The sequence below is a fragment of the Kitasatospora sp. NPDC058048 genome (assembly GCF_042885555.1).
Lineage (GTDB): Bacteria > Actinomycetota > Actinomycetes > Streptomycetales > Streptomycetaceae > Kitasatospora > Kitasatospora lactacystinica.
On the sequence record NZ_JBHVRT010000023.1, the window covers coordinates 122,266 to 140,338 of the forward strand.

The 18,073-nt window shown below is 71.1% G+C and carries 18 protein-coding genes; 12 read left to right on the forward strand and 6 right to left on the reverse strand.

Annotation, left to right across the window (positions count from 1 at the left end):
* The first annotated feature begins 247 nt into the window (after positions 1–247).
* Positions 248–1,297: an alpha/beta hydrolase gene (locus ACFVVA_RS24180; RefSeq protein ID WP_387692509.1), complete on the forward strand. Its 1,050-nt coding sequence runs from the start codon at positions 248–250 to the stop codon at positions 1,295–1,297.
* Positions 1,298–1,351: 54 nt separating this feature from the next.
* On the opposite strand, the gene ACFVVA_RS24185 is transcribed toward ACFVVA_RS24180, so the two are convergent.
* The 3 genes from ACFVVA_RS24185 to ACFVVA_RS24195 all read right to left on the reverse strand — a co-directional run bounded on the left by ACFVVA_RS24185 (position 1,352) and on the right by ACFVVA_RS24195 (position 3,651).
* Positions 1,352–2,332 (reverse strand): helix-turn-helix domain-containing protein, encoded by a 981-nt coding sequence (locus ACFVVA_RS24185; RefSeq protein WP_387692511.1) that lies wholly within the window; start codon positions 2,330–2,332, stop codon positions 1,352–1,354.
* A 255-nt stretch (positions 2,333–2,587) separates the two neighbouring features.
* On the reverse strand, positions 2,588–2,809 hold the full coding sequence (locus ACFVVA_RS24190) for a DUF397 domain-containing protein (RefSeq protein ID WP_387692513.1): 222 nt from the start codon (positions 2,807–2,809) through the stop codon (positions 2,588–2,590).
* Positions 2,806–3,651 carry a helix-turn-helix domain-containing protein gene (locus tag ACFVVA_RS24195; protein WP_387692515.1) on the reverse strand — a complete coding sequence of 282 codons (846 nt, stop codon included), beginning with the start codon at positions 3,649–3,651 and terminating at the stop codon, positions 2,806–2,808. Before ACFVVA_RS24195 ends, ACFVVA_RS24190 begins: the two co-directional genes overlap by 4 nt.
* 305 nt (positions 3,652–3,956) lie before the next feature.
* On the opposite strand from ACFVVA_RS24195, the gene ACFVVA_RS24200 reads away from it, so the two are divergent.
* Positions 3,957–4,373, forward strand: a complete 417-nt coding sequence (locus ACFVVA_RS24200) for an ATP-binding protein (protein ID WP_387692517.1) — start codon at positions 3,957–3,959, stop codon at positions 4,371–4,373.
* Entirely contained in the window at positions 4,370–4,636 is a 267-nt protein-coding gene (locus ACFVVA_RS24205; RefSeq protein WP_387692518.1) for a hypothetical protein, read from the forward strand. Before ACFVVA_RS24200 ends, ACFVVA_RS24205 begins: the two co-directional genes overlap by 4 nt.
* A 328-nt stretch (positions 4,637–4,964) precedes the next feature.
* Here the strand turns inward: ACFVVA_RS24205 and ACFVVA_RS24210 are convergent, their stop codons facing one another.
* Positions 4,965–5,948 (reverse strand): hypothetical protein, encoded by a 984-nt coding sequence (locus ACFVVA_RS24210; protein ID WP_387692520.1) that lies wholly within the window; start codon positions 5,946–5,948, stop codon positions 4,965–4,967.
* A 216-nt stretch (positions 5,949–6,164) separates the two neighbouring features.
* Here ACFVVA_RS24210 and ACFVVA_RS24215 point away from each other — a divergent pair, with 216 nt between their 5' ends.
* The 4 genes from ACFVVA_RS24215 to ACFVVA_RS24230 all read left to right on the forward strand — a co-directional run bounded on the left by ACFVVA_RS24215 (position 6,165) and on the right by ACFVVA_RS24230 (position 10,154).
* The gene (locus ACFVVA_RS24215; protein ID WP_387692522.1) at positions 6,165–7,316 is read left to right on the forward strand and encodes an alpha/beta hydrolase; all 1,152 of its coding nucleotides are present in this window, start codon (positions 6,165–6,167) and stop codon (positions 7,314–7,316) included.
* A 40-nt stretch (positions 7,317–7,356) separates the two neighbouring features.
* On the forward strand, positions 7,357–8,466 hold the full coding sequence (locus tag ACFVVA_RS24220) for an RICIN domain-containing protein (protein ID WP_387692524.1): 1,110 nt from the start codon (positions 7,357–7,359) through the stop codon (positions 8,464–8,466).
* 367 nt (positions 8,467–8,833) lie between these two features.
* Positions 8,834–9,358, forward strand: coding sequence for an RICIN domain-containing protein (locus ACFVVA_RS24225; protein WP_387692526.1), 525 nt, complete (start codon positions 8,834–8,836; stop codon positions 9,356–9,358).
* Between the two features lie 244 nt (positions 9,359–9,602).
* Positions 9,603–10,154, forward strand: coding sequence for a ricin-type beta-trefoil lectin domain protein (locus tag ACFVVA_RS24230; protein ID WP_387692528.1), 552 nt, complete (start codon positions 9,603–9,605; stop codon positions 10,152–10,154).
* Between the two features lie 52 nt (positions 10,155–10,206).
* Here ACFVVA_RS24230 and ACFVVA_RS24235 read toward each other — a convergent pair whose 3' ends face one another.
* Positions 10,207–10,452: a MerR family transcriptional regulator gene (locus tag ACFVVA_RS24235; protein WP_387692530.1), complete on the reverse strand. Its 246-nt coding sequence runs from the start codon at positions 10,450–10,452 to the stop codon at positions 10,207–10,209.
* A gap of 61 nt (positions 10,453–10,513) precedes the next feature.
* Complete coding sequence (locus tag ACFVVA_RS24240; protein WP_387692532.1) at positions 10,514–10,990, reverse strand: hypothetical protein; 477 nt, start codon at positions 10,988–10,990, stop codon at positions 10,514–10,516.
* A gap of 438 nt (positions 10,991–11,428) precedes the next feature.
* On the opposite strand from ACFVVA_RS24240, the gene ACFVVA_RS24245 reads away from it, so the two are divergent.
* The 5 genes from ACFVVA_RS24245 to ACFVVA_RS24265 all read left to right on the forward strand — a co-directional run bounded on the left by ACFVVA_RS24245 (position 11,429) and on the right by ACFVVA_RS24265 (position 18,051).
* A complete protein-coding gene (locus ACFVVA_RS24245) occupies positions 11,429–12,472 on the forward strand; it encodes a Pvc16 family protein (RefSeq protein ID WP_387692534.1) in 1,044 nt (347 codons plus the stop codon).
* Positions 12,473–12,530: 58 nt separating this feature from the next.
* The gene (locus tag ACFVVA_RS24250; RefSeq protein WP_387692536.1) at positions 12,531–14,642 is read left to right on the forward strand and encodes an ATP-binding protein; all 2,112 of its coding nucleotides are present in this window, start codon (positions 12,531–12,533) and stop codon (positions 14,640–14,642) included.
* Positions 14,643–14,707: 65 nt separating this feature from the next.
* Complete coding sequence (locus ACFVVA_RS24255) at positions 14,708–15,847, forward strand: phage tail sheath family protein (RefSeq protein ID WP_387692538.1); 1,140 nt, start codon at positions 14,708–14,710, stop codon at positions 15,845–15,847.
* A 15-nt stretch (positions 15,848–15,862) separates the two neighbouring features.
* Positions 15,863–17,566 carry a phage tail sheath C-terminal domain-containing protein gene (locus ACFVVA_RS24260; protein WP_387692540.1) on the forward strand — a complete coding sequence of 568 codons (1,704 nt, stop codon included), beginning with the start codon at positions 15,863–15,865 and terminating at the stop codon, positions 17,564–17,566.
* Between the two features lie 44 nt (positions 17,567–17,610).
* Positions 17,611–18,051: a phage tail protein gene (locus ACFVVA_RS24265; protein ID WP_387692542.1), complete on the forward strand. Its 441-nt coding sequence runs from the start codon at positions 17,611–17,613 to the stop codon at positions 18,049–18,051.
* Positions 18,052–18,073: the final 22 nt, after the last annotated feature.

The following is an 18,073-nucleotide window of genomic DNA, read 5'->3' on the forward strand; positions in this document are numbered from 1 at the left end:
CGGGGCCGGCGGGGCGGGATCGGCCGGGATCCGGCGGCTTCCCGCGCGCCGGGATCGGCCCTGGTGCCCGGATCGGTTCCGGTCCCGCTCGTCCCCGGACCACCGTGTCACCGCCGCGATGCCCCACGGTGCACGGCTCTTGCCCGTGCCTGCGGGGTTGCCCGGGCCCTCGTGCATCCGGTGCGCGACTGCCCCAGGCTGATCCCCCGGTCCGTGGTGAGCGGGCGGTGAACCAGGAGGAGTACTCGTGCCCGAAGACGTCCACGTTCCCCGGGTGGCACCCGTCCTCGGGCGGCAGACGCGTGCCTTCGTCGAGTCCTGCCCGTGGCCGGCTCCCCCGCGGGCCGGCGGCCCCACGGCGAGGGAGCGGATGGCGGCGCTGTGGGACGGCGGCGGCCGCGAGGAGCCCGAGGTCGAGGAGGAGTGGCTGGCCGTGCCCGGCGGGGACGGCGGGCGCGGGGACGGCGGGCGCGGGGACGGCGGGCGCGGGGACGGCGGGCGCGGGGACGGCGGGCGCGGGGACGGCGGCCGCATCCGGGTGCGGATCCTGCGTCCCGCGGGGGCCTGCGAGCCGCTGCCGGTGGTGCTCTACCTGCACGGGCTCGGCTGGATGCTGACCGACGCCCACGCGCACCAGCAGCTGCTGGTGGACCTGGTGCTCGGGGCGGACGCGGCCGTGGTGGTGCCCGAGTACGACGGGCCGGAGCACGCCCGCCACCCGGATGCCGTCGAGCGGGCATACGCCGTGGCCCGGTGGATCGCCGGGCACGGCGCGGGCTGCCGGCTCGACGGAAGCAGGATCGCGGTGGTCGGCGCCAGCGCGGGTGCCCAGCACGCGGCCGCGCTCACCCTCCTCGCGCGGGCGCGCGGCGGCCCGCGCCTGCGCCACCAGGTGCTGGTGTGCCCGGTGACGGACGCGGCGATGGACACCCCGTCCTACCGCCGGTTCGCCGAGGGGTACTTCCTCAGCCGCGCCGCCATGCGGGAGTACTGGCAGCAGTACGCGCCGGACCCGCGGGACCGCGTGCGGGGCGCCGTCTCACCGCTGCGCGCGCCCGTGGAGAGCCTGGTGGGGCTGCCGCCGGCGCTGGTCATCACCGCGGAGGCCGACGTCCTGCGGGACGAGGGCGAGGCGTACGCGGCGCGGCTGCGGCAGGCGGACGTCCCGGTGGTGTCGGCCCGCTATCACGGGACGATCCACGGGTTCGTGCTGTTCGACCGGCTCCGCGGCACGGAGGCGTCCGGGGCGGCGCGCATCCAGATCACGGACGCCCTGCACACCGCCCTGCACGCGTGACGTCGCGCGGGCCCGCGCGGACGTGACGTCACCCGGGCCCGCGCGGACGTGAGGTCACCCGGGGTCGTCCACGGGGACGGCGCCGCCGAGCCGCCGCCACTCGCTCGGGGACACCCCGCAGGCCGCCTGGAAGCGGCGGCTGAAGTGGCTCGGGCTGCTGAACCCGCACCGGGCGGAGACCGCGGCGACGGTCAGGCGGTCGTAGCGCGGGGAGGCCAGCATGCGCCGGGCCTTGCCGAGCCGCTCCTCGATCAGCCACTGCTCCAGGCTGATGCCCGCCCCGCTGAGCAGTGTGTAGAGCCGGCGGACCGAGACGGCGTGCTCGGCCGCGATCCGCTCCGGCGTCAGGTCGCGGTCCGCGAGGTGGGAGCGCGCGTAGGCGAGGACCCGCGTGAGCAGGGTGTCGTCCATCGTCGACCTGACCTCGACGCTCTCCTCGGCGTGCGCGGCCGACAGGAGCAGCGCGCGGACGAGTTCCGTCGTGGCGGACCCCAGGGCTTGCGCGCCGGGATCGGCCTCCAGTCGGCCGGGATCGTGCCACAGGCCCCGCAGGTGCTGCAGCACCAGGCCGTGGAGCGGGCTGGAGCGCAGTTGCTGGGAGGCCCGCGCCACGTCCTCGACCGGCACGCCCAGGCGGTCCATGTCGAACATGACGGCCTGGGAGGCGCCGTCGCCGGACCAGCCGTACACGCGGGGCGACAGCTCGTGGAAGACGCAGATGTCGTCGGCGCCGAGGAGCGTCCGCCGGCCGGCGACCTCGGCCCGGTGGACGCCCACGGGCTGGAGCGAGACCGAGACGATGGGGCTGCTCCGGTGGTGACGCACGTGCTGGGCCGTCCGCCGCACCTCGAAGCCCGAGTTCCGGGTCGCGAAGAGGTCCAGGCCGCCGACGCGCCAGAGTTCCATGCGCGCGTGGATGCCGGTCTCCGGCTCCTCGTGGAAGACGTCGTTCGGCACCAGCGAATCCGTCAACGCATGGTGGAAAGCGTCCACACGCTCACGGGGAGACACCGTGTCGAGGTCGAGCAGCAGCACACACCCTCCCGAAAGGCCCGAATTCGGCCAGTCTGCCGCAGACGGTGAGCGCTCCCCGCCGCCTCGGACGTCCGGGGTGGATGCCGTGCGCTCTCGGGCAAGAGGGCGTGCACTGCCAGGCAGGTGGTCCCGCAGAGCACGCGGGCCTGCCCGGCAAAGCACTTCAGGGATTGGCCGGGAAGTCACCGGCCCGGATACCGCAAGCAGACCGGGCGGCCTCGCGTGCTCCGCGAGGCCGCCCGGCAAAAAAGCGCTTCAGGATCCGGCCGGGAAGTCGTTGGCCTGGATACCCGCAACGAACGACCGCCACGCCTCCGGGGCAAAGCCGAGGGCCGGCCCGTGGGGGTCCTTGCTGTCGCGGACCGGAACGATGCCGGTGATGCCCTCGGCCACTTCGACGCAGTCATCGTTCGGGTTGCTGGCGGTTGCCTTCCTCCACTGAACAGGGAGTGCGGAGGCGACAGAGAAGTGGGTCACTTGAGCATTTCTCTCTTCTGTGTGATGAGGTTGCGCGACTCGTCGAGCGACATGGCGGTTGCCATGATCTCGTCGAACGCCTCTCGGTAGATGTCGACTTGATCCGGATCCTCAACCCAGTCACTGCTGAGCATCCCGCTGAGCAGAACCAGGTCGAGATCACGCTGCCGAAACTCCAGGAGTGCGAAAGGCCCTGTCATCCCGGGATGCGGCGGTGCCATGGCCGGCATGATCTGAACCTTGATGTTGGGGAGTTGGCTGAACTGCACCAGCTTGTCCAGCTGGTCGATCATCACGCCCGGCGCGGCACTCATGGTGAGGGCCGCCTCGTGGATCACGGCCCACAGTTTCAGTGGGTTCTCGGATCGAGTGAGAACTGACTGCCTGTTGATCCGGACCTCGACGCGCTCTTCGACGCTGGAGTTGTTTATCACGCCGCTGGCGATGATGGCGTGAGCGTACTGCCGCGTCTGAAGCAAGCCCGGGATATAGGCGGACTGATAGGACTTGTTGCCCACGGCCGTCTCTTCAAGGCGAATCAGGTCCGTGTAGAGCGGGTTCAGCTGCTCGTAGCCCGCCATCCAGCCGGGACGGCGCTTGTCCCGGAGGATTTCTACGAGGACGTCCTTGAGCTCCTCGTCGCACTCGTAGAAGTCGAGCAGAGCTCGGACGACATCAGGCTTCAGCTGGACGCGCGCGTTCTCGTACCTGCTGAGCTTCACCAGGTTGACGCCGTCGACCTGGGCGACCACCTCTTCGGCCGACAAGCTCTTCAGCTCGCGAAGCCTCCTCAGTTCAGCGGCGATGCGCCGATACCGCACAGCTGGCACTGCGACAGCCATCTACGTAACCCTCCAGAACGTTCAGACACCAGTGTGCATGCGAGTGGTGACGGTTCGCCACCACTGACTGAAGCGTAGAGGGTGCACCTTGCCATCAGATCTGAAAGTTTTCACTTTTGGTTGACATGTCTTGCGGTGCGACATCCACATGCTCCATGCTTTGCGTAACGAAATGGTGGCTATGCGTGACATGCATGGCACGCTGCTACGCCACGCCCTGATGGGCGCTCCCTGATGGACGCGTACGGGTCGCCGCTTCCGCGGCCCGGTCAACTCCACTCGCGTGTTTGGAAGGTGCATTCGCCGTGTCCTCCCACTCCTCCACCACCTGGCTGCCGCGCAGCCGCCGCGCCCCCTCCGAGGGGCGTTCCCTTCTCGCCTCGTTCCTCGCCTCCGCCCCGAACGGGAATCAGTTCCTCGACTCGGGGCTTCTGATCGTCTCGGAGCTCGTGACCAACGCCCTCCTGCACGGCACCCCGCCGGGGCACCGCATCTACCTCTCCCTCGACCTCGACTTCGACCCGGACTTCACCCCCGACCCCACCTGCCTGCGCATCGAAGTGCACGACGCCCGGCAGGATCGCGAGCCCGTCCTGCGCGCCCTCACCCTCGACGGCGAGGCCGGGCGCGGCCTGCACCTCGTCAAGTCCCTGGCCAAGGAGACGGGTTGCTCCCCGCGTCAACCGATCGGCAAGATCGTCTGGTGCGAGGTGGCCGCGTGAGGGCCGATCACGACATCCGCGTGGAGGTCCCGGGCCACCGCCCGCCCGCTGTCCACACCCTCAACGCCGATGCCCTCGAACGGATCTGGGCCTCGGTCTGCCACCTGCCGATGTCCCGCTTCCAGCACTACGCCCTGGAGCGCCGCCTCACCGGCCCCTGCGCCCGGCGCGACATCGTCCGCGACCTCGCCGACGCCCCCGTCCTCGCCCTCCCGCTCGGCGACCGCGAGATCCGCATCAGCTGGGCGGACACGGCCCGCTAGCCATCCGGCCCGGACGCCGCCGCATCGCCGGGCCGCTCCACAGGCAGACACGACCACTACCCCACGTGAGAAGTCGGCCGGTCCGACTTCTCACGCCGAACTACACCGAGCAGCCACACCCGAAGCCGGCCCCACTCACGCCCACCCCCCGCCGCGCCGCCCACACCCGCACGAGAAGTCGATCGGCCCGGATTCTCGCGCCAAGCCACACCAAGGCGCCGCACCCGAATCCGACCCCACTCACCCCCGCCACCCACCCCCGCACGAAAAGTCGGCCGGCCCGACTTCCCACTCCAAACCGTGCCGAGCAGCACTTCGCCCCCGCCGGTCAGAGCCACCCCCGCCGGGCTGCCTGCACCCCCGCCTGGAACCGGGTGGTGGCGCCCAGGTGCGCCAGCAGGGTCGACACCCGGCGCACCACGGTGCGCCGCCCCAGCCCCAGCCGGCGGGCGATGGCGTCGTCCGTGGCGCCTCCCGCCATCAACGTGAGGATCCGCCGGTCGCGTTCGTCGATCCGCAGGTCGACCTCGGCCATCGACGCGGGCACGGCCAGGCGCCACAGCGTCTCGAACACCGCCGTGAGCGCGTTCAGCAGCCCGGAGGGCCGGATCAGCAGTGACACCACCCCCGGCCCGTCGTCGGCGGGCAGGGTGACGATGGCCAGGTCGTCGTCGCCGATCGCGAGTTTGAGCGGCGGCTCGTCCAGGGTGCGGGCCTGCTCCCCCGCCTCGATCATCCGGGCCATGTTGGGCCCGACCACCGGGTCCTGGAACGCGCAGCCCTGGTAGATCACCCGGTAGTTGACGCCCGCGGCCATCCGGCGGCGCTGCAGCACCTCCTGGTCGAGGTAGTGGGCGGGGCTGCCGGAGTACGGCGGCACGTCGATGACCCGTAGCTGGTGGCGGGCCGCGAGTTGGAGGCGGCGGCTGGCGGCCAGTACCTCGGCGGGGTCCTCGACCACCTCCAGGGCGCCGTAGCTGCCGGTGTCGCGGCGGGCGAAGCGGTAGAGCCGTTCCAGTTCGGCGCCGGCCCGGCGGGCGGTGGCCTGGCGCAGCGCGTCGTGCTGCAGCACTGCTTCCACCACCCGGGCGGGTGGCAGCGCCTCCCAGGCGTGGTCGCGGTCGTCGGCGCTGTCGGTGGTGTCGAAGGCCACCGCGACGCCCTCGTCGGCGAGGTCGCGCAGGACGGCCAGGACGGCGTCCTCGTCCAGGCCGCTCTCGCGGGCGAGTTCGGGCACGCGGGCCCGTGGCCGGCCGACCAGGCCGTGGTAGACGCGGCCGCGTTCGGAGTCCGGTTCCAGCACGTCGTGCACGACGCCCCCCAGTCATCGCGTCCCGCCACTGTGTCATGTCCAGGGCAGATTCAGGGGAACCTACCCACCCCTGCGGCGCACATGCGCCAGTGGCCCAGGTGCGCCGCCGGGGGCCCTGGCGCCGGGGCGGGGCCACTGGCAAGAGTTGTCGGCGATCAGTCAGATCACCGAGGATCACCGAAGCTCGCCAAAGGTCGCTGAAGGTCGAGGACGCCCATGCCCCCTGCCCGGCTCCGGCGCGCCCGCGCGGCACTCGCCGCCCTGGCCGCCTGCCTGCTCCCGCTCGCCGCGACGCCCGCGGCCTCCGCCGCAGCGGCGCCCGCGGCGCCCGCAGCACCCGCGGCACCCGCCGTACGCGCCGAGGTCGCCGTACGGGCCGACACCGACGCGCCGCCGCCGCTGACCGACGGCTTCGGGCTGACCCAGGTCGGCGCCGCCACCGGCACCGCCACCAACTTCGTCATCACCGTCACCACGGCGAAGGTCGCCGGGCCGCACACCATCCGCATCCTGCTGCCCGCCGACTACGCGCAGCGGCCGGACAAGCGCTACCCGGTGCTGTACTTCCTGCACGGCGCCTCGGACAACCCGAGCGACCCGGCCCTGGCCTACCCCGCGCTGACCGCCGCCCAGTCGATGATCACCGTCATCCCGGACGGCGGCCTGCGCGGCTGGTACACCGACTGGCTCGACCAGAACACCGCCGCCGGCGCCCAGAACTGGGAGACCTTCCACCTCACCCAGGTCCTGCCGTTCGTCGACGCCAACCTGCGCACCCGCACCGACCGCGCCCACCGGGCCGTCGGCGGGCTGTCCATGGGCGGCTTCGGCGCCCTGCACTACGCCCAGGACCGCCCCGACCTGTTCGGCCAGGTCCTCACCATGTCCGGCGCCAACGACCTCTCCACCGACGAGATGATCATCCGCGGCGCCGTGGTCGCCACCCTCACCAACGCCGGCACCGTGCTCTGCGGCCCCAGCGACGGCCACCCCTGCGGCCTGGACTTCGGCCCCACCGTCTCCAGCGACGCGATCTTCGGCACCCCGTACCCGGTGTTCAACGCCGACTGGCGCTGGAACGCCGCCGACCCCGTCGCGCGCGCGGGCCTGCTGGAGCACACCGGCATCGCCGTCTACACCGGCAACGGCAACAACAACCCCGCCGACATGGAGTTCTGGGCCGAGGGCACCGCCAAGCGCCTCAAGCAGCGCCTGGACGCGCTCGGCCTGCCGTACCGCTACGTCGGCTACGGCGACGGCACCGGCTGGGGCGCCGACTGCCACGGCGGCCACACCGCGGGCTGCTGGGCGCAGGACCTCGCGGACTACGTCCCGCGCCTGGAGGCGGCCTTCGCCGCCGCGCCCTGAGCCCGGGCCCCGCACCTCTCCCCCGACGAAAGGAAACCCCTTGCCCACCACGACCCCCGGCCGTACGGCGCCCTGGCTGCGCCTGTTCGCGGCCCTCCTGGTGACCTGTTGCGCCGCCCTGGGCCTGACCGCCGCGCCCGCCCGCGCCGCCGCGGCCACCCCGGAGGCCGCGCCGGCCCCGCTCGCCGCCTGCGCCTCGCCGCAGCAGTGCCTGACCATCAAGTCGCTCAGCAACGGGCGCCAACTCGACGTCCAGAACGGCAACATGGGCGACGGCGCCTACATCGTCACCAACTCCGCCCCCGGCTACCACCAGTCCTGGCGGCTGAACGTCGACCCGTCCGACTCCTCCTTCACCATCGTCAACAACGACACCGGCAAGTGCATCGACCTGGCCTTCTTCACCCCGGCGCTGCGCCAGCAGAGCTGCGCCGGGCAGGCCAGCCAGCGCTGGTACTTCCAGCCCGCGGCGGCCGGCGGCGCGGACTCGTTCATGATCCGCCACGCCGGTGACAACACCTGCCTGGACCTGCTGCTCGGCGGCAACTACGACGACGCCTGGACCGACCAGTACAGCTGCAACGGCACCGTCAACCAGCAGTGGTCCACCGGCTTCGCCCAGGCCGCCCGCAACCTGGCCGTCGACCACGGCGCCAAGCAGTGCCAGAAGGACCCCTCCAGCTGCTCCTGGGCCACCAAGAGCGAGGCCCCGGCCGCGCCGCTGCCGCGCGCCTGCGCCTCCGCGGTCTGGTTCAACAACACCAGCAGCGCCGTCCAGCAGTCCTTCGCGGTCACCGACGACAGCGGCTGGTCCAACAGCATCGGCGCCGACATGGGCACCCAGATGTCCGCCGCCGCCCCCGGCAACGTCCTGACCGGGACGGTCAGCTCCACCCTGCACTACACCAACGAATGGCACGGGTCGCGGAGCGTCAACAACAGCGTGACCGTCACCGTCCCGACCCAGGAGTACGGCTGGGTGACGCTCGCCAAGGTCGCCCGCAAGGTCACCGGCACCTGGACCTTCGACGCCCACGGCATCCCGTGGACCGCCGAGGACACCATCACCGTCCCGCTCGCCTCCGACCCCACCGCCGGCGCCACCCTCTACATCGCCAACACCAGCGCGACGTTCAGCAGCTGCTCCTGACACCGCGCCCGCTCCACGGCCGCCGCCCGCGCACCGCGCCGGGCGGCGGCCCCGCGTTTCCGGCCGGTCGGCAGGGCCGTCCGGACGTGCGCCGCCGCGCAACCCGCCGTACAGTGCCCCGGCTCACCCCGCCCGCACGGCCGTGACCTGCGCATTCACCCGAAGCTGCGGGCGGACGGACCTCTGGCTAGCCTGGTCGTCGGGTGGGTGCGAAGCATCGCCGTGCCCACCGGGCCCCGGAGGCCCAGCGGCCGGTGCGAGCCACAGCGACCCACAGGGACCCACAGGGTTTCCGGCGTCATCCGCGGAAGAGCCCGCGCACCTCTCGGACCACCTCACAAGGGAAACCCCCATGAGAGTGACAACCATGTCTCCTGCCAAGCGCATCGCGACCGCGGCCGTCACCGCCGTCCTGCTGGGCGCCACCCCAGGCCTGGCCACGGCCGCCACCCCGCAGACCGCACTGCCATCCCAACTGACCGGCGAATGGCACCAGTTCAAGATCTACCCGCTCAACCTCCCGGCCAGGAACCTGGACGTCGACAGCGCCGGCAGGGCCGTCGTGGCCGTCGTCGACCCCGAGAGCGCACGCCAGCAGTGGAGCCTGAGCAACACCGGCGGACTGCCGCTCATCGAGAACAGGGCGACGGGCACCTGCCTGACCGCGCCGGACGACACCCTGGACGCCGTCACCGTCCGGGCCTGCGACAGGAACAACCCGAACCAGCGGTGGGACGTGCACTACGTGACGGCCGGCCAGGTGGCGATCTCACCGAAGGCCCACCCCCGCCTCGCCCTCACCGGGGGCACCCAGGCCGGCAGCAACACAGCCCTCCTGCGGATCTACGCGGCGCAGGACAACCAGCAGTGGTCCATGCGGTCCGTGAAGTAGTGGCCCCCCGGGCGACCCCCGCCCCCGGCAGGCCCTCCGACGCCCGCGGCACGCCCGTGACCTGCACGTTTCCTCGGAGCTGCGGACGGACCGACCTCTGGCTAGCCTGGTCGGGTGGGTACGGGGCATCTCCGTGCCCACCGGCCCACGGCCCCGTGACCCGCAGGGCTTCCGGCGCAATCCGCCGAGGAACCCGCACGCCTCTCGGACACCCCACAAGGGAAAACACATGAGAGTGACAACCATGTCTCCTGCGAAGCGCATCGCGACCGCAGCCATCACCGCCGTCCTGCTGGGCGGCACGCCCGGCCTGGCGACGGCAGCCACCGGAACGGCCGGATCCCAAGCCCCGCAGCAGACGACGCAACCGTCCAAACAGACCGACACCTGGAACCAGCTCCGGGTCTGGCCACGGGGCGACGACTCGGCCAGGAACCTGGAGGCCGGCCGCGGCGGCCGGGTCATCGTGGCCACCCCCGAGCGCAACAACGACCGCCAGCAGTGGAGCCTGAGCACCGTCGCCGGGAAGCAGCTCGTCAAGAACAAGGCGACGGGCACCTGCCTGACCGCGCCGAACGGCTCCCGCGGCCCCGTCACGCTCCGGCCCTGCGACCAGAACGACATGAACCAGCAGTGGACCGTACGGAACGTGGGGCAGGGCAAGGTCAGGATCTCCCCCGCCACCCACCCCGACCTCGCCCTCACCGGCGGCACGAGGCTCGGCAGCGCCGTCGCCCTGCGGATGTACGACGGGGCGCGCTCCCAGCAGTGGAGCACGGTGCCGCCGGGATCCTGAGCCCCGGCCGACCACCGTGACCGCCATCCCCGGCAGCCGCCGGGGATGGCGGTCAACTCGCCCGCCGTGAGCGGCAGTCGCGCTCGGCGAAGAGGACGTGGTCCTCCCGATAGAGGTTCTCCCGGCCCCGGCGGGCCACCGGCCGCAGACGACCGCGGACCGTCCACTGGCGGATGCAGGCCGCCGTGACACCGGCCGCCTCAGCCGCCTCCCCGGTGGTGAGCAGGCGGCACCGGGGAACACCGGCGGCGGCGGCCGCGACGGCGGCGAGGTCTCGACGGGTCGGCCCGTTCGGCATGGTCATCTCCTCCGGGTTCGATCTCTGCCACATCGGAATGCCGGGCGAACGCGGTACCCGGTCATGCGGATCCCGCGCTCCGGAAGGCACTGCGCGGCCATCGGGAACGGCAGCTGCGACATAGGACGGTGTCCTGCGCGACGGCGAGCGAGCGGAGGTCGCAGACCGGGCAGGGCTCGGCCAGACGGACCGGCGGTGCCTCCCGTCCGAGGAGGGTTCGCCCCCGGGCGTACGAGGCCCACACCGCCGCGGCGTGGCGGCCGTCATCGGCCGTCCGCAGACAGCGCGACAGATTGCCCGTCAGGTGCTCGCACAGGGCCTGCAACTGGGGCCCCGGGCGCTCCGGGAGGAGGGAGGGGCGGCAGGGCAGCGCGTGGTCGGCCCACGCCCGCACCGATCCGACGCAGCGTTCGCACTGGTCGAGCAGCGCCAGCCGCACGGGCTGGGTGCTGTCCCGGCTCTTCCAGGGCACCCGCGCGACGACCTGCTCCAGCCGGCTGTGCGGTGTGCCGTGAGGCAGCGCCAGGTGCAACTGCACGTAAAGGGAGGGTAGTTCGTCCAGGGCGCGGCGCAGCCTCGACAGGCAAACGGTGCAGGTCGTCCCCTGCCGGCCGCCGGCCACGGGACCGGCACACAGCAGGCAGGATTGCGTGCCGCAGGGTACGGAGTGGGGTGGCATGCCGCCCTCCTGGTCCTGATCCGTGATTCCATGACGCCCCGACACAGCGGCTCGTGTGCGTCGGTGCACGCCCATCAGGTTTCCCAGCCCCCAGTGTGCCTCGGCCGAACCGACCGCGCTGTTCGGGAGATCGGCCGGGACGCGACCCACCGACCGCGCTCCGGTGCGGGGGTCCTCGCTGCGTTTGCCGGGCGGCACCCGGCATGTCACATTAAGGATGAATCATGGTGGTGCGTGCCCGGGAGCCGGGTACGCACCTTTTGCTTCCCGGGCCCGCTTCGTTGAGGAGCCATCGCCATGAACGCCCTGCCCAAGCCCATCACCATCAAGATGGTCGACTTCTCACTCGCCCGGCTCATGGCCACGGACAAGACGCTCCAGGGAACGTACCTCTCCCTCGCCACACCGACCGCCTTCGCCGAAACCCAGCAGGACAAGCCGGTGGTGAACGTGTTCCTCTACCGGATCAGGGAGGAGGTGCAGCGGCGCCAGGCCGGGACCGTCCGGCTGGACGGGCGAGACGTCGCGGAGCCCCGGTCCATCGAACCGCCCCGCTACGCGGAGCTCACGTACATGATCTCCGTCAATTCGCACCGGGCCGAGGCCGCGGACCCCGAAGGGATTCTCCTGACGGAGGCAGGCCTGACCGAGAAGCACCTGTCGATGGACATCCACGTGCCGTACCAGAGCCTGTTGATGCTCTTCACGTCGACGTACCGCCTCCCGCTGTACGACCCGGACGACTCCGAACATTCGGGTTCGGCGTACCCGTACGGCATTTCTGCGCTGCTGCGCCTCAATCAGCCGCCGGAGGACGCGCGGAGCGCCGGCGAGCTGTGGACGGCGCTCCAGGTGCGCCCGCGGCCGTTCCTGGACCTCTCGGTGATCATTCCCTTGCTGCCGGCCGAATCGGGCATCACGCAGGGCAAGCGGTTCACGCGGGCGAATCTCGATTTCACGCCCTCCGTGCCCGGGACCGGCAAGCCGTCGGAGCAGAGAGCGCTCACCACCGTGCAGCTCCCGCCCCCTTCCTGGGGCGACGCCGAGGTACACAGAGAGCAGCGGAAGATCTCGGTCGTGGGAAAGATCCCGGCGCCTGCCACCGGAGTTCGAGCCTGGATCTGCGATGAGAAGAACGTGCACCTGTCGGACATGACTGTGTCCATGACGCCAACGAACGGCCCTGACATGGCCTTCACAGCGGCCGGTTGGTACCCGACGGCCGACCGGACCTACACCCTGCACGCCGTGGCGGTGGGCGACGGCCTGGCCGTGGACGGCAGGGTCCTCATTGACTCGATGGAGATGACCCAGCAGGTAGTCACCGGTGCGAAGGCCTGATGTACGGCCCGTGCGCTACGCCGGCGAGCGCGGCCCCTCGATGGTGAGGACAGTCCAGATGGTTGTGCGAGGTCACCACACGCCCCCCGAGTCCCGCGGAGTGCGCACCGCCGACGTGCGCTACCTCCAGGCCCATCTTTGGGTACTGGCGACACGCGCGGGGCTGCTGCTCGAGCGGCAGGCCGACGGAATCCGCGCCGGGACCGGGCCGTCACCCTGCGGGCCCGAACCACCGCCGCCGCAGGAGGAGGGCGACGCCAACCGCATCGGCCAGGTGGAGGCCTGGGCGGACCAGGTCGAGCGGGAGGGACGTGAACTGCGTCTGCGCAGGATCCGACGTGCCTTCGGCCTCAGTGCGTCGGAGCTGGACGCCCTGGTGGCGGTCGTGGCTCCGCACCTGGAATCCCGCTTCGCGGCGCTGTACCGGACCATCGGGGGCATCGGCCCGCCCGGCGACGCCACGCCGTCCCTGACCGTTCGCCTGGCCGGACGCCCGGAGGCCGACGCCTACGAACTCTGGTCCGGTGCGGCACCGTTGAGGTCGGCTGGGCTGGTGGAGCCGGCCGACTCGGTGGACGCCGGGTTCCTGTCGCGGCCGCTGCGGCCGGCGCAGCGGGTGGTCGCGTTCCTGGCGGGCCACGACCACCTCGACGACGCGCTGGTCCCGGCCGCACGGCTGGTCGAGAAGTCCGCCCCCGTCCGCAGTGGACAGGACCGTACGTTGTCGGGCCTGGTGGCGACGACGGGCGCGTCGGTCCCGTTGGTCTATGTGCGCCAGGAGCCCGGCGGTTGCGCGCTGGAGGAGGTGCTGTCCGCGTTCGCCGGTTCCGGTCGCACCGTTCTCCACCTCGACCTGCGCCGTGTCGGCACGGCGGAGGGGGCCGAGAGCGTACTGGCCGCGGCCCGGCGCGAGGCGCGGCTGCGCGACTGCCCCTTGGTCGCCGGACCGGTCGAGGCGCTCCGAGCGCCGGAGGAGGCACCCGCGGTGCGTGAGCACCTCCTGCGGAGGCTGACCGGGCTGCGGGACACCTCGACCGGTCCGCCCCTCGTCCTGGTCGGCTCCGAGCCGTGGGAGCACCATGTCGGCGACCCGGTCCCGCTCCACGTCACCGCGCGCGCCCCGACCCCGGAGGAACGCGGCCGGCTGTGGGAACGGCTGCTGGCCGGGACACCCCTTGCCGGAAGGGCGCACCTGTGGGCCGATTGCCGACTCTCCCCGGCACTGGCCGAACAGGCGGTGACCTCCGCCGACCGACGGGCTTCCCTGGAGGGACGACCGCTCGACGCCACCGACGTCGATACGGCCGTACGCGCCCACACCCCCGGCGGCCTCGAGCGTCTGACCCGTCGGGTCGAGCCGGCGGCCACCCTGGACGACCTGGTCCTGCCGCCCGGCCCGCGCGCCGAGATCGACGACCTGGTCCTGCGAGCGCGCCGGCGCGACCTCGTCCTGCGCAGATGGCGCATGCGTCCGGGCCGCGTGCGGGGCCACGGCGTGACGGCGCTGTTCAGCGGCCCGTCCGGCACGGGCAAGACGCTGGCCGCCGAGGCCCTGGCGCACGCCGTGGGCGGCGACCTCTACGTCGTCAACCTGGCCACGGTCGTCGACAAGTACATCGGCGAGACGGAGAAGAACCTGGACCGCGTCTTCACCGCCGCCGCCGACGTGCACGGCGTCCTGCTGTTCGACGAGGCCGACGCACTGTTCGGCAGACGCGCCGAGGCCAAGGACGCCCACGACCGCCACGCCAACACCCAGACCGCGCACCTCCTCCAGCGCCTCGAGGCCTTCGACGGCGTGGCCGTGCTCACCACGAACCTCGCGGCCAACATCGACGACGCCTTCACCCGGCGCCTGGACCACATCACCCACTTCCCCTTCCCCGACGCCGACCAGCGCCGGGCCCTGTGGCACGTCTGCCTGGGTCCCCGCGCCCCGCGCGCCCCCGGTCTGGACCTGGATCTGGTCGCCGACGCGTTCCCGCTCGTGGGCGGATCGATCCGGTCGTGCGCGGTCACCGCCGCCTACCGCGCCGCCGCCCGCGGCCACCCGCTCACCACACACGACCTCATCGACGCCGCGGAGACCGAATACCGGAAGCTGGGGCTCCTGATCGACACGGAGGAATTCGACGCCCACCGCCGCGCCGCCGCCCCACCCGCCGGCTGACCGGCGCCGGACACCGGAAGGGCCCGGGCACCCACCACACACGCTCCCGCAGGAGGAGGACGACCATGACGACACCGATGCCAGGGATCACCTTCATGGAACTGGCCGGCGGATCCCGCCCGATCACCGGCCTCGGCACCAGCACGGCGGCGTTCCTCGTCACCGGAGTGACCAACCCCACCGACACCATCGAGAAGGCGAGGTACTTCGGCTGGAACGCGTTCGACACGGCCTATCCGGTCACCAAAAAGACGCTCACGGCGACCGCCTACGCGGCGGTGCGGGGGTTCTTCGAGAACGGTGGCACCGACTGCTACGTCGTCAAACTGGACACAACGTCGGACGCCACCGTCGGAACCTCCGCCGACGTACTGAAGGGCTGCCCAGACGTCGCGATCGTCGCGGCCCCCGAACTTCCCCTGAGCGACGGCAACAAGCCGAAGGTCCAAAAGATCCTGAAGCACTGCCACGACATGGGCGACCGGGTCGCCGTCCTCAGCCTTGACGACAGCGCGACCGACCCGGCCACAGGTACCGATCCCAGGAGCTTGGCCGGGGACAGTGCCCCCTTCGCAGCCCTCTACCACCCATGGGTCACCGTCCCCGCTCCCTACGATCCATCAAAGAACACAGAAGTACCCCCGGTGGGACACCTGGCGGGGATCTTCGCCCGGGTCGACGACGAACGGGGCGTGTTCAAGGCCCCCGCGAACGAGAGCCTCGACGGAGTCATCGGCCTGCTGCACGCCTACTCGCCCACCGAGATCGGCACGTACAACGACAAGGGGATCAACTGCCTGCGGACGCTGCCGGGGCGAGGGCAGGTCGTCTGGGGGGCCCGTACCCTCGCCGGCTCCACCCAGGCCTCCGACTGGCTCTACATCAGCGTCCGCCGCCTGATGTGCTTCCTGGAGGACTCCATCACCACCGGCACCGCCTGGGCCGTCTTCGAACCCAACGACGAACGCCTCTGGTCCGCCCTGCGCCGCAACATCGGCGCCTTCCTCACCGAACAGTGGCGCCACGGCGCCCTCAAGGGCACCACCCCCGCCGAGGCCTACTACGTCCAGTGCGACGAGACCACCAACCCCGACGACCAGATCCGACAAGGCATCCTCACCTGCCACATCGGCGTCGCCCCCGTCCGCCCCGCCGAATTCCTCCGGTTCACCATCCAACAACTCGCCCCCCAACCCACCGCCTGACAGCGGAGGTCCGCCATGAGCAGCGCGACACCGCCCGGCATCACCTACACCGAGCTCTCCAGCGGCTCCCACCCCATCGTGCCGACGGGCACGAGCACCGCGGCCTTCCTCGGCCCCACGCCCTACGGGACGCCGCTCGCCCCGGTCCGCATCCGCTCGCTGGAGCAGCTCCGCGAAGCGTTCTTCAAAAAAGACGGAGTCGACTTCATCACGCTGATGACAGACCTCGAAGCCGCAATTGTCGCGCTCACCGAGGCATCGAGGAACGTGCACGAGGAGATCGACACCGAGCACAGGAAGGACCTCGCTGAAACGTGCTCAGCACAGCATGCGGAGCTAGCGAAGATAAAAAATGATGTGGAGCCGGCCGATGCTTTCCAGCCTGCACTCAATGCCATTGAGGAACTGGAAGTCGAGGCAACTGCAGGCGATCCAAAGTTTCACGCCCTGGCCGACAGATCCAAGCTCAAGAGCACATTTGATGCCATCACCGGAAAACCTGGAATCCTCAAACAGAAAGACGCCATACTTAAAAATATAGAAAGCGCGGCAAGCAAGGTCGATGAGGACTTCGATAAAAAGAGCCGCGACATTGTGGCCGCAGAAGCAAAGAGCCGCCTGGCAGCGCTGAAGAGCACGTACTCGGCCGGGGCCGAGGAGTACGTCGCCCTCATGCTGCTCAGCCTGGCCTACCTGCAGAAGGTCGCATCGGACAACGAACCACTGGCCGACCCCCTCATGAACCTGCGCACGAGCGTGGCCGTCCTCGGCGACGAGAAGACCATGCTCGCCACCATCACGGGCTTCTTCGACAATAGTGGGAACGAGTGCGTCATCGTCCCCGTCAAAGGTGACAGTGCGGCCGATCTGGCAAAGAACTTCAAGGCCGGGCTTGCCGCTCTGGAGGCCGTGCCGGACGTGGCGATCGTGGCCGCTCCGCAGATCGTCCTCGGCCGGGCCGGCATCACGACCTCCCCGCAGGATCTCGCCGAGCACTGCCTGAAGATGGCGAACAGGGTGGGCGTGCTGAGCCTGGACCGCAGTGTGTCCGCGGCGCCCGCCCCCGGCGTCTCCAGTCCCTTCCTGGCGGTCTACCGTCCCTGGGTGTACGTGCCGGATCCCTCCGGTGCCGCGCAGCCGCTGGCGGTGCCGCCGGTGGGACATGTGGCGGGTGTGTACGCCCGGGTGGACGGCACGCGCGGGGTGTTCAAGGCCCCGGCGAACGAGGTCCTCAACGGGGTCCTGGGCCTGTGCGACGACGGCTGCCCTACCGACGAGGGCAAGCTCAATGCGGCGGGGATCAACTGCCTGAGGACGCTGCCCGACCGGGGACCGGTCGTCTGGGGGGCCCGTACCCTCGCCGGCTCCACCCAGGCCTCCGACTGGCTCTACATCAGCGTCCGCCGCCTGATGTGCTTCCTGGAGGACTCCATCACCACCGGCACCGCCTGGGCCGTCTTCGAACCCAACGACGAACGCCTCTGGTCCGCCCTGCGCCGCAACATCGGCGCCTTCCTCACCGAACAGTGGCGCCACGGCGCCCTCAAGGGCACCACCCCCGCCGAGGCCTACTACGTCCAGTGCGACGAGACCACCAACCCCGACGACCAGATCCGACAAGGCATCCTCACCTGCCACATCGGCGTCGCCCCCGTCCGCCCCGCCGAATTCCTCCGGCTCACCATCCAACAACTCGCCCCCCAACCCGCCACCACGTGACCTCACGCACCGCTGCCGACCGAAGGAAAGGCCAGGGCAAAATCATGACTCAGCCCACGGACATGCTCGTCAGTTACGTCTTCGGGATCGAGATGGGGAACTTCCACATCGAGACCGTCCAGAGCGTCAGCGCGGTGACCTACGGCCAGGACGTGACCGAGGCCCGCTACGTCACCGCCACCGGCGAACTGGTGATCCACAAGCAGCCCGGTGCCCGCCAGGCAGGCGAGGTCACGGTCACCCGCGGCATGGACAGGAACACCGCCTTCACCGACTGGGTGAAGCAGTCGCTCGACAACCGTGTCAAGAAGGCCCGTCAGAACATCACGATCTCCGTCAAGGACCCGACCAAGGCAACGGTGCGCCGCATCCACCTCCACAACGCCTGGGCGTCGCAGTGGTCCGGCCCGGCCCTCGACGCCGGCAGCAACAACGTCGCCACCGAGACCGTCACCCTCACCTACGAGGACATCACCGTCGAGTAGCCCCGAGCGCGCCGGCCCCCGC

Coding starts and splice junctions, on each gene's coding strand:
- ACFVVA_RS24260 (WP_387692540.1), top strand. CDS start 15,863: ATGAGCAGCGCGACACCGCCCGGCATCACCTACACCGAGCTCTCCAGC.
- ACFVVA_RS24215 (WP_387692522.1), top strand. CDS start 6,165: ATGCCCCCTGCCCGGCTCCGGCGCGCCCGCGCGGCACTCGCCGCCCTG.
- ACFVVA_RS24225 (WP_387692526.1), top strand. CDS start 8,834: ATGTCTCCTGCCAAGCGCATCGCGACCGCGGCCGTCACCGCCGTCCTG.
- ACFVVA_RS24195 (WP_387692515.1), bottom strand. CDS start 3,651: ATGGCTGTCGCAGTGCCAGCTGTGCGGTATCGGCGCATCGCCGCTGAA.
- ACFVVA_RS24230 (WP_387692528.1), top strand. CDS start 9,603: ATGTCTCCTGCGAAGCGCATCGCGACCGCAGCCATCACCGCCGTCCTG.
- ACFVVA_RS24265 (WP_387692542.1), top strand. CDS start 17,611: ATGACTCAGCCCACGGACATGCTCGTCAGTTACGTCTTCGGGATCGAG.
- ACFVVA_RS24250 (WP_387692536.1), top strand. CDS start 12,531: ATGGTTGTGCGAGGTCACCACACGCCCCCCGAGTCCCGCGGAGTGCGC.
- ACFVVA_RS24255 (WP_387692538.1), top strand. CDS start 14,708: ATGACGACACCGATGCCAGGGATCACCTTCATGGAACTGGCCGGCGGA.
- ACFVVA_RS24235 (WP_387692530.1), bottom strand. CDS start 10,452: ATGCCGAACGGGCCGACCCGTCGAGACCTCGCCGCCGTCGCGGCCGCC.
- ACFVVA_RS24245 (WP_387692534.1), top strand. CDS start 11,429: ATGAACGCCCTGCCCAAGCCCATCACCATCAAGATGGTCGACTTCTCA.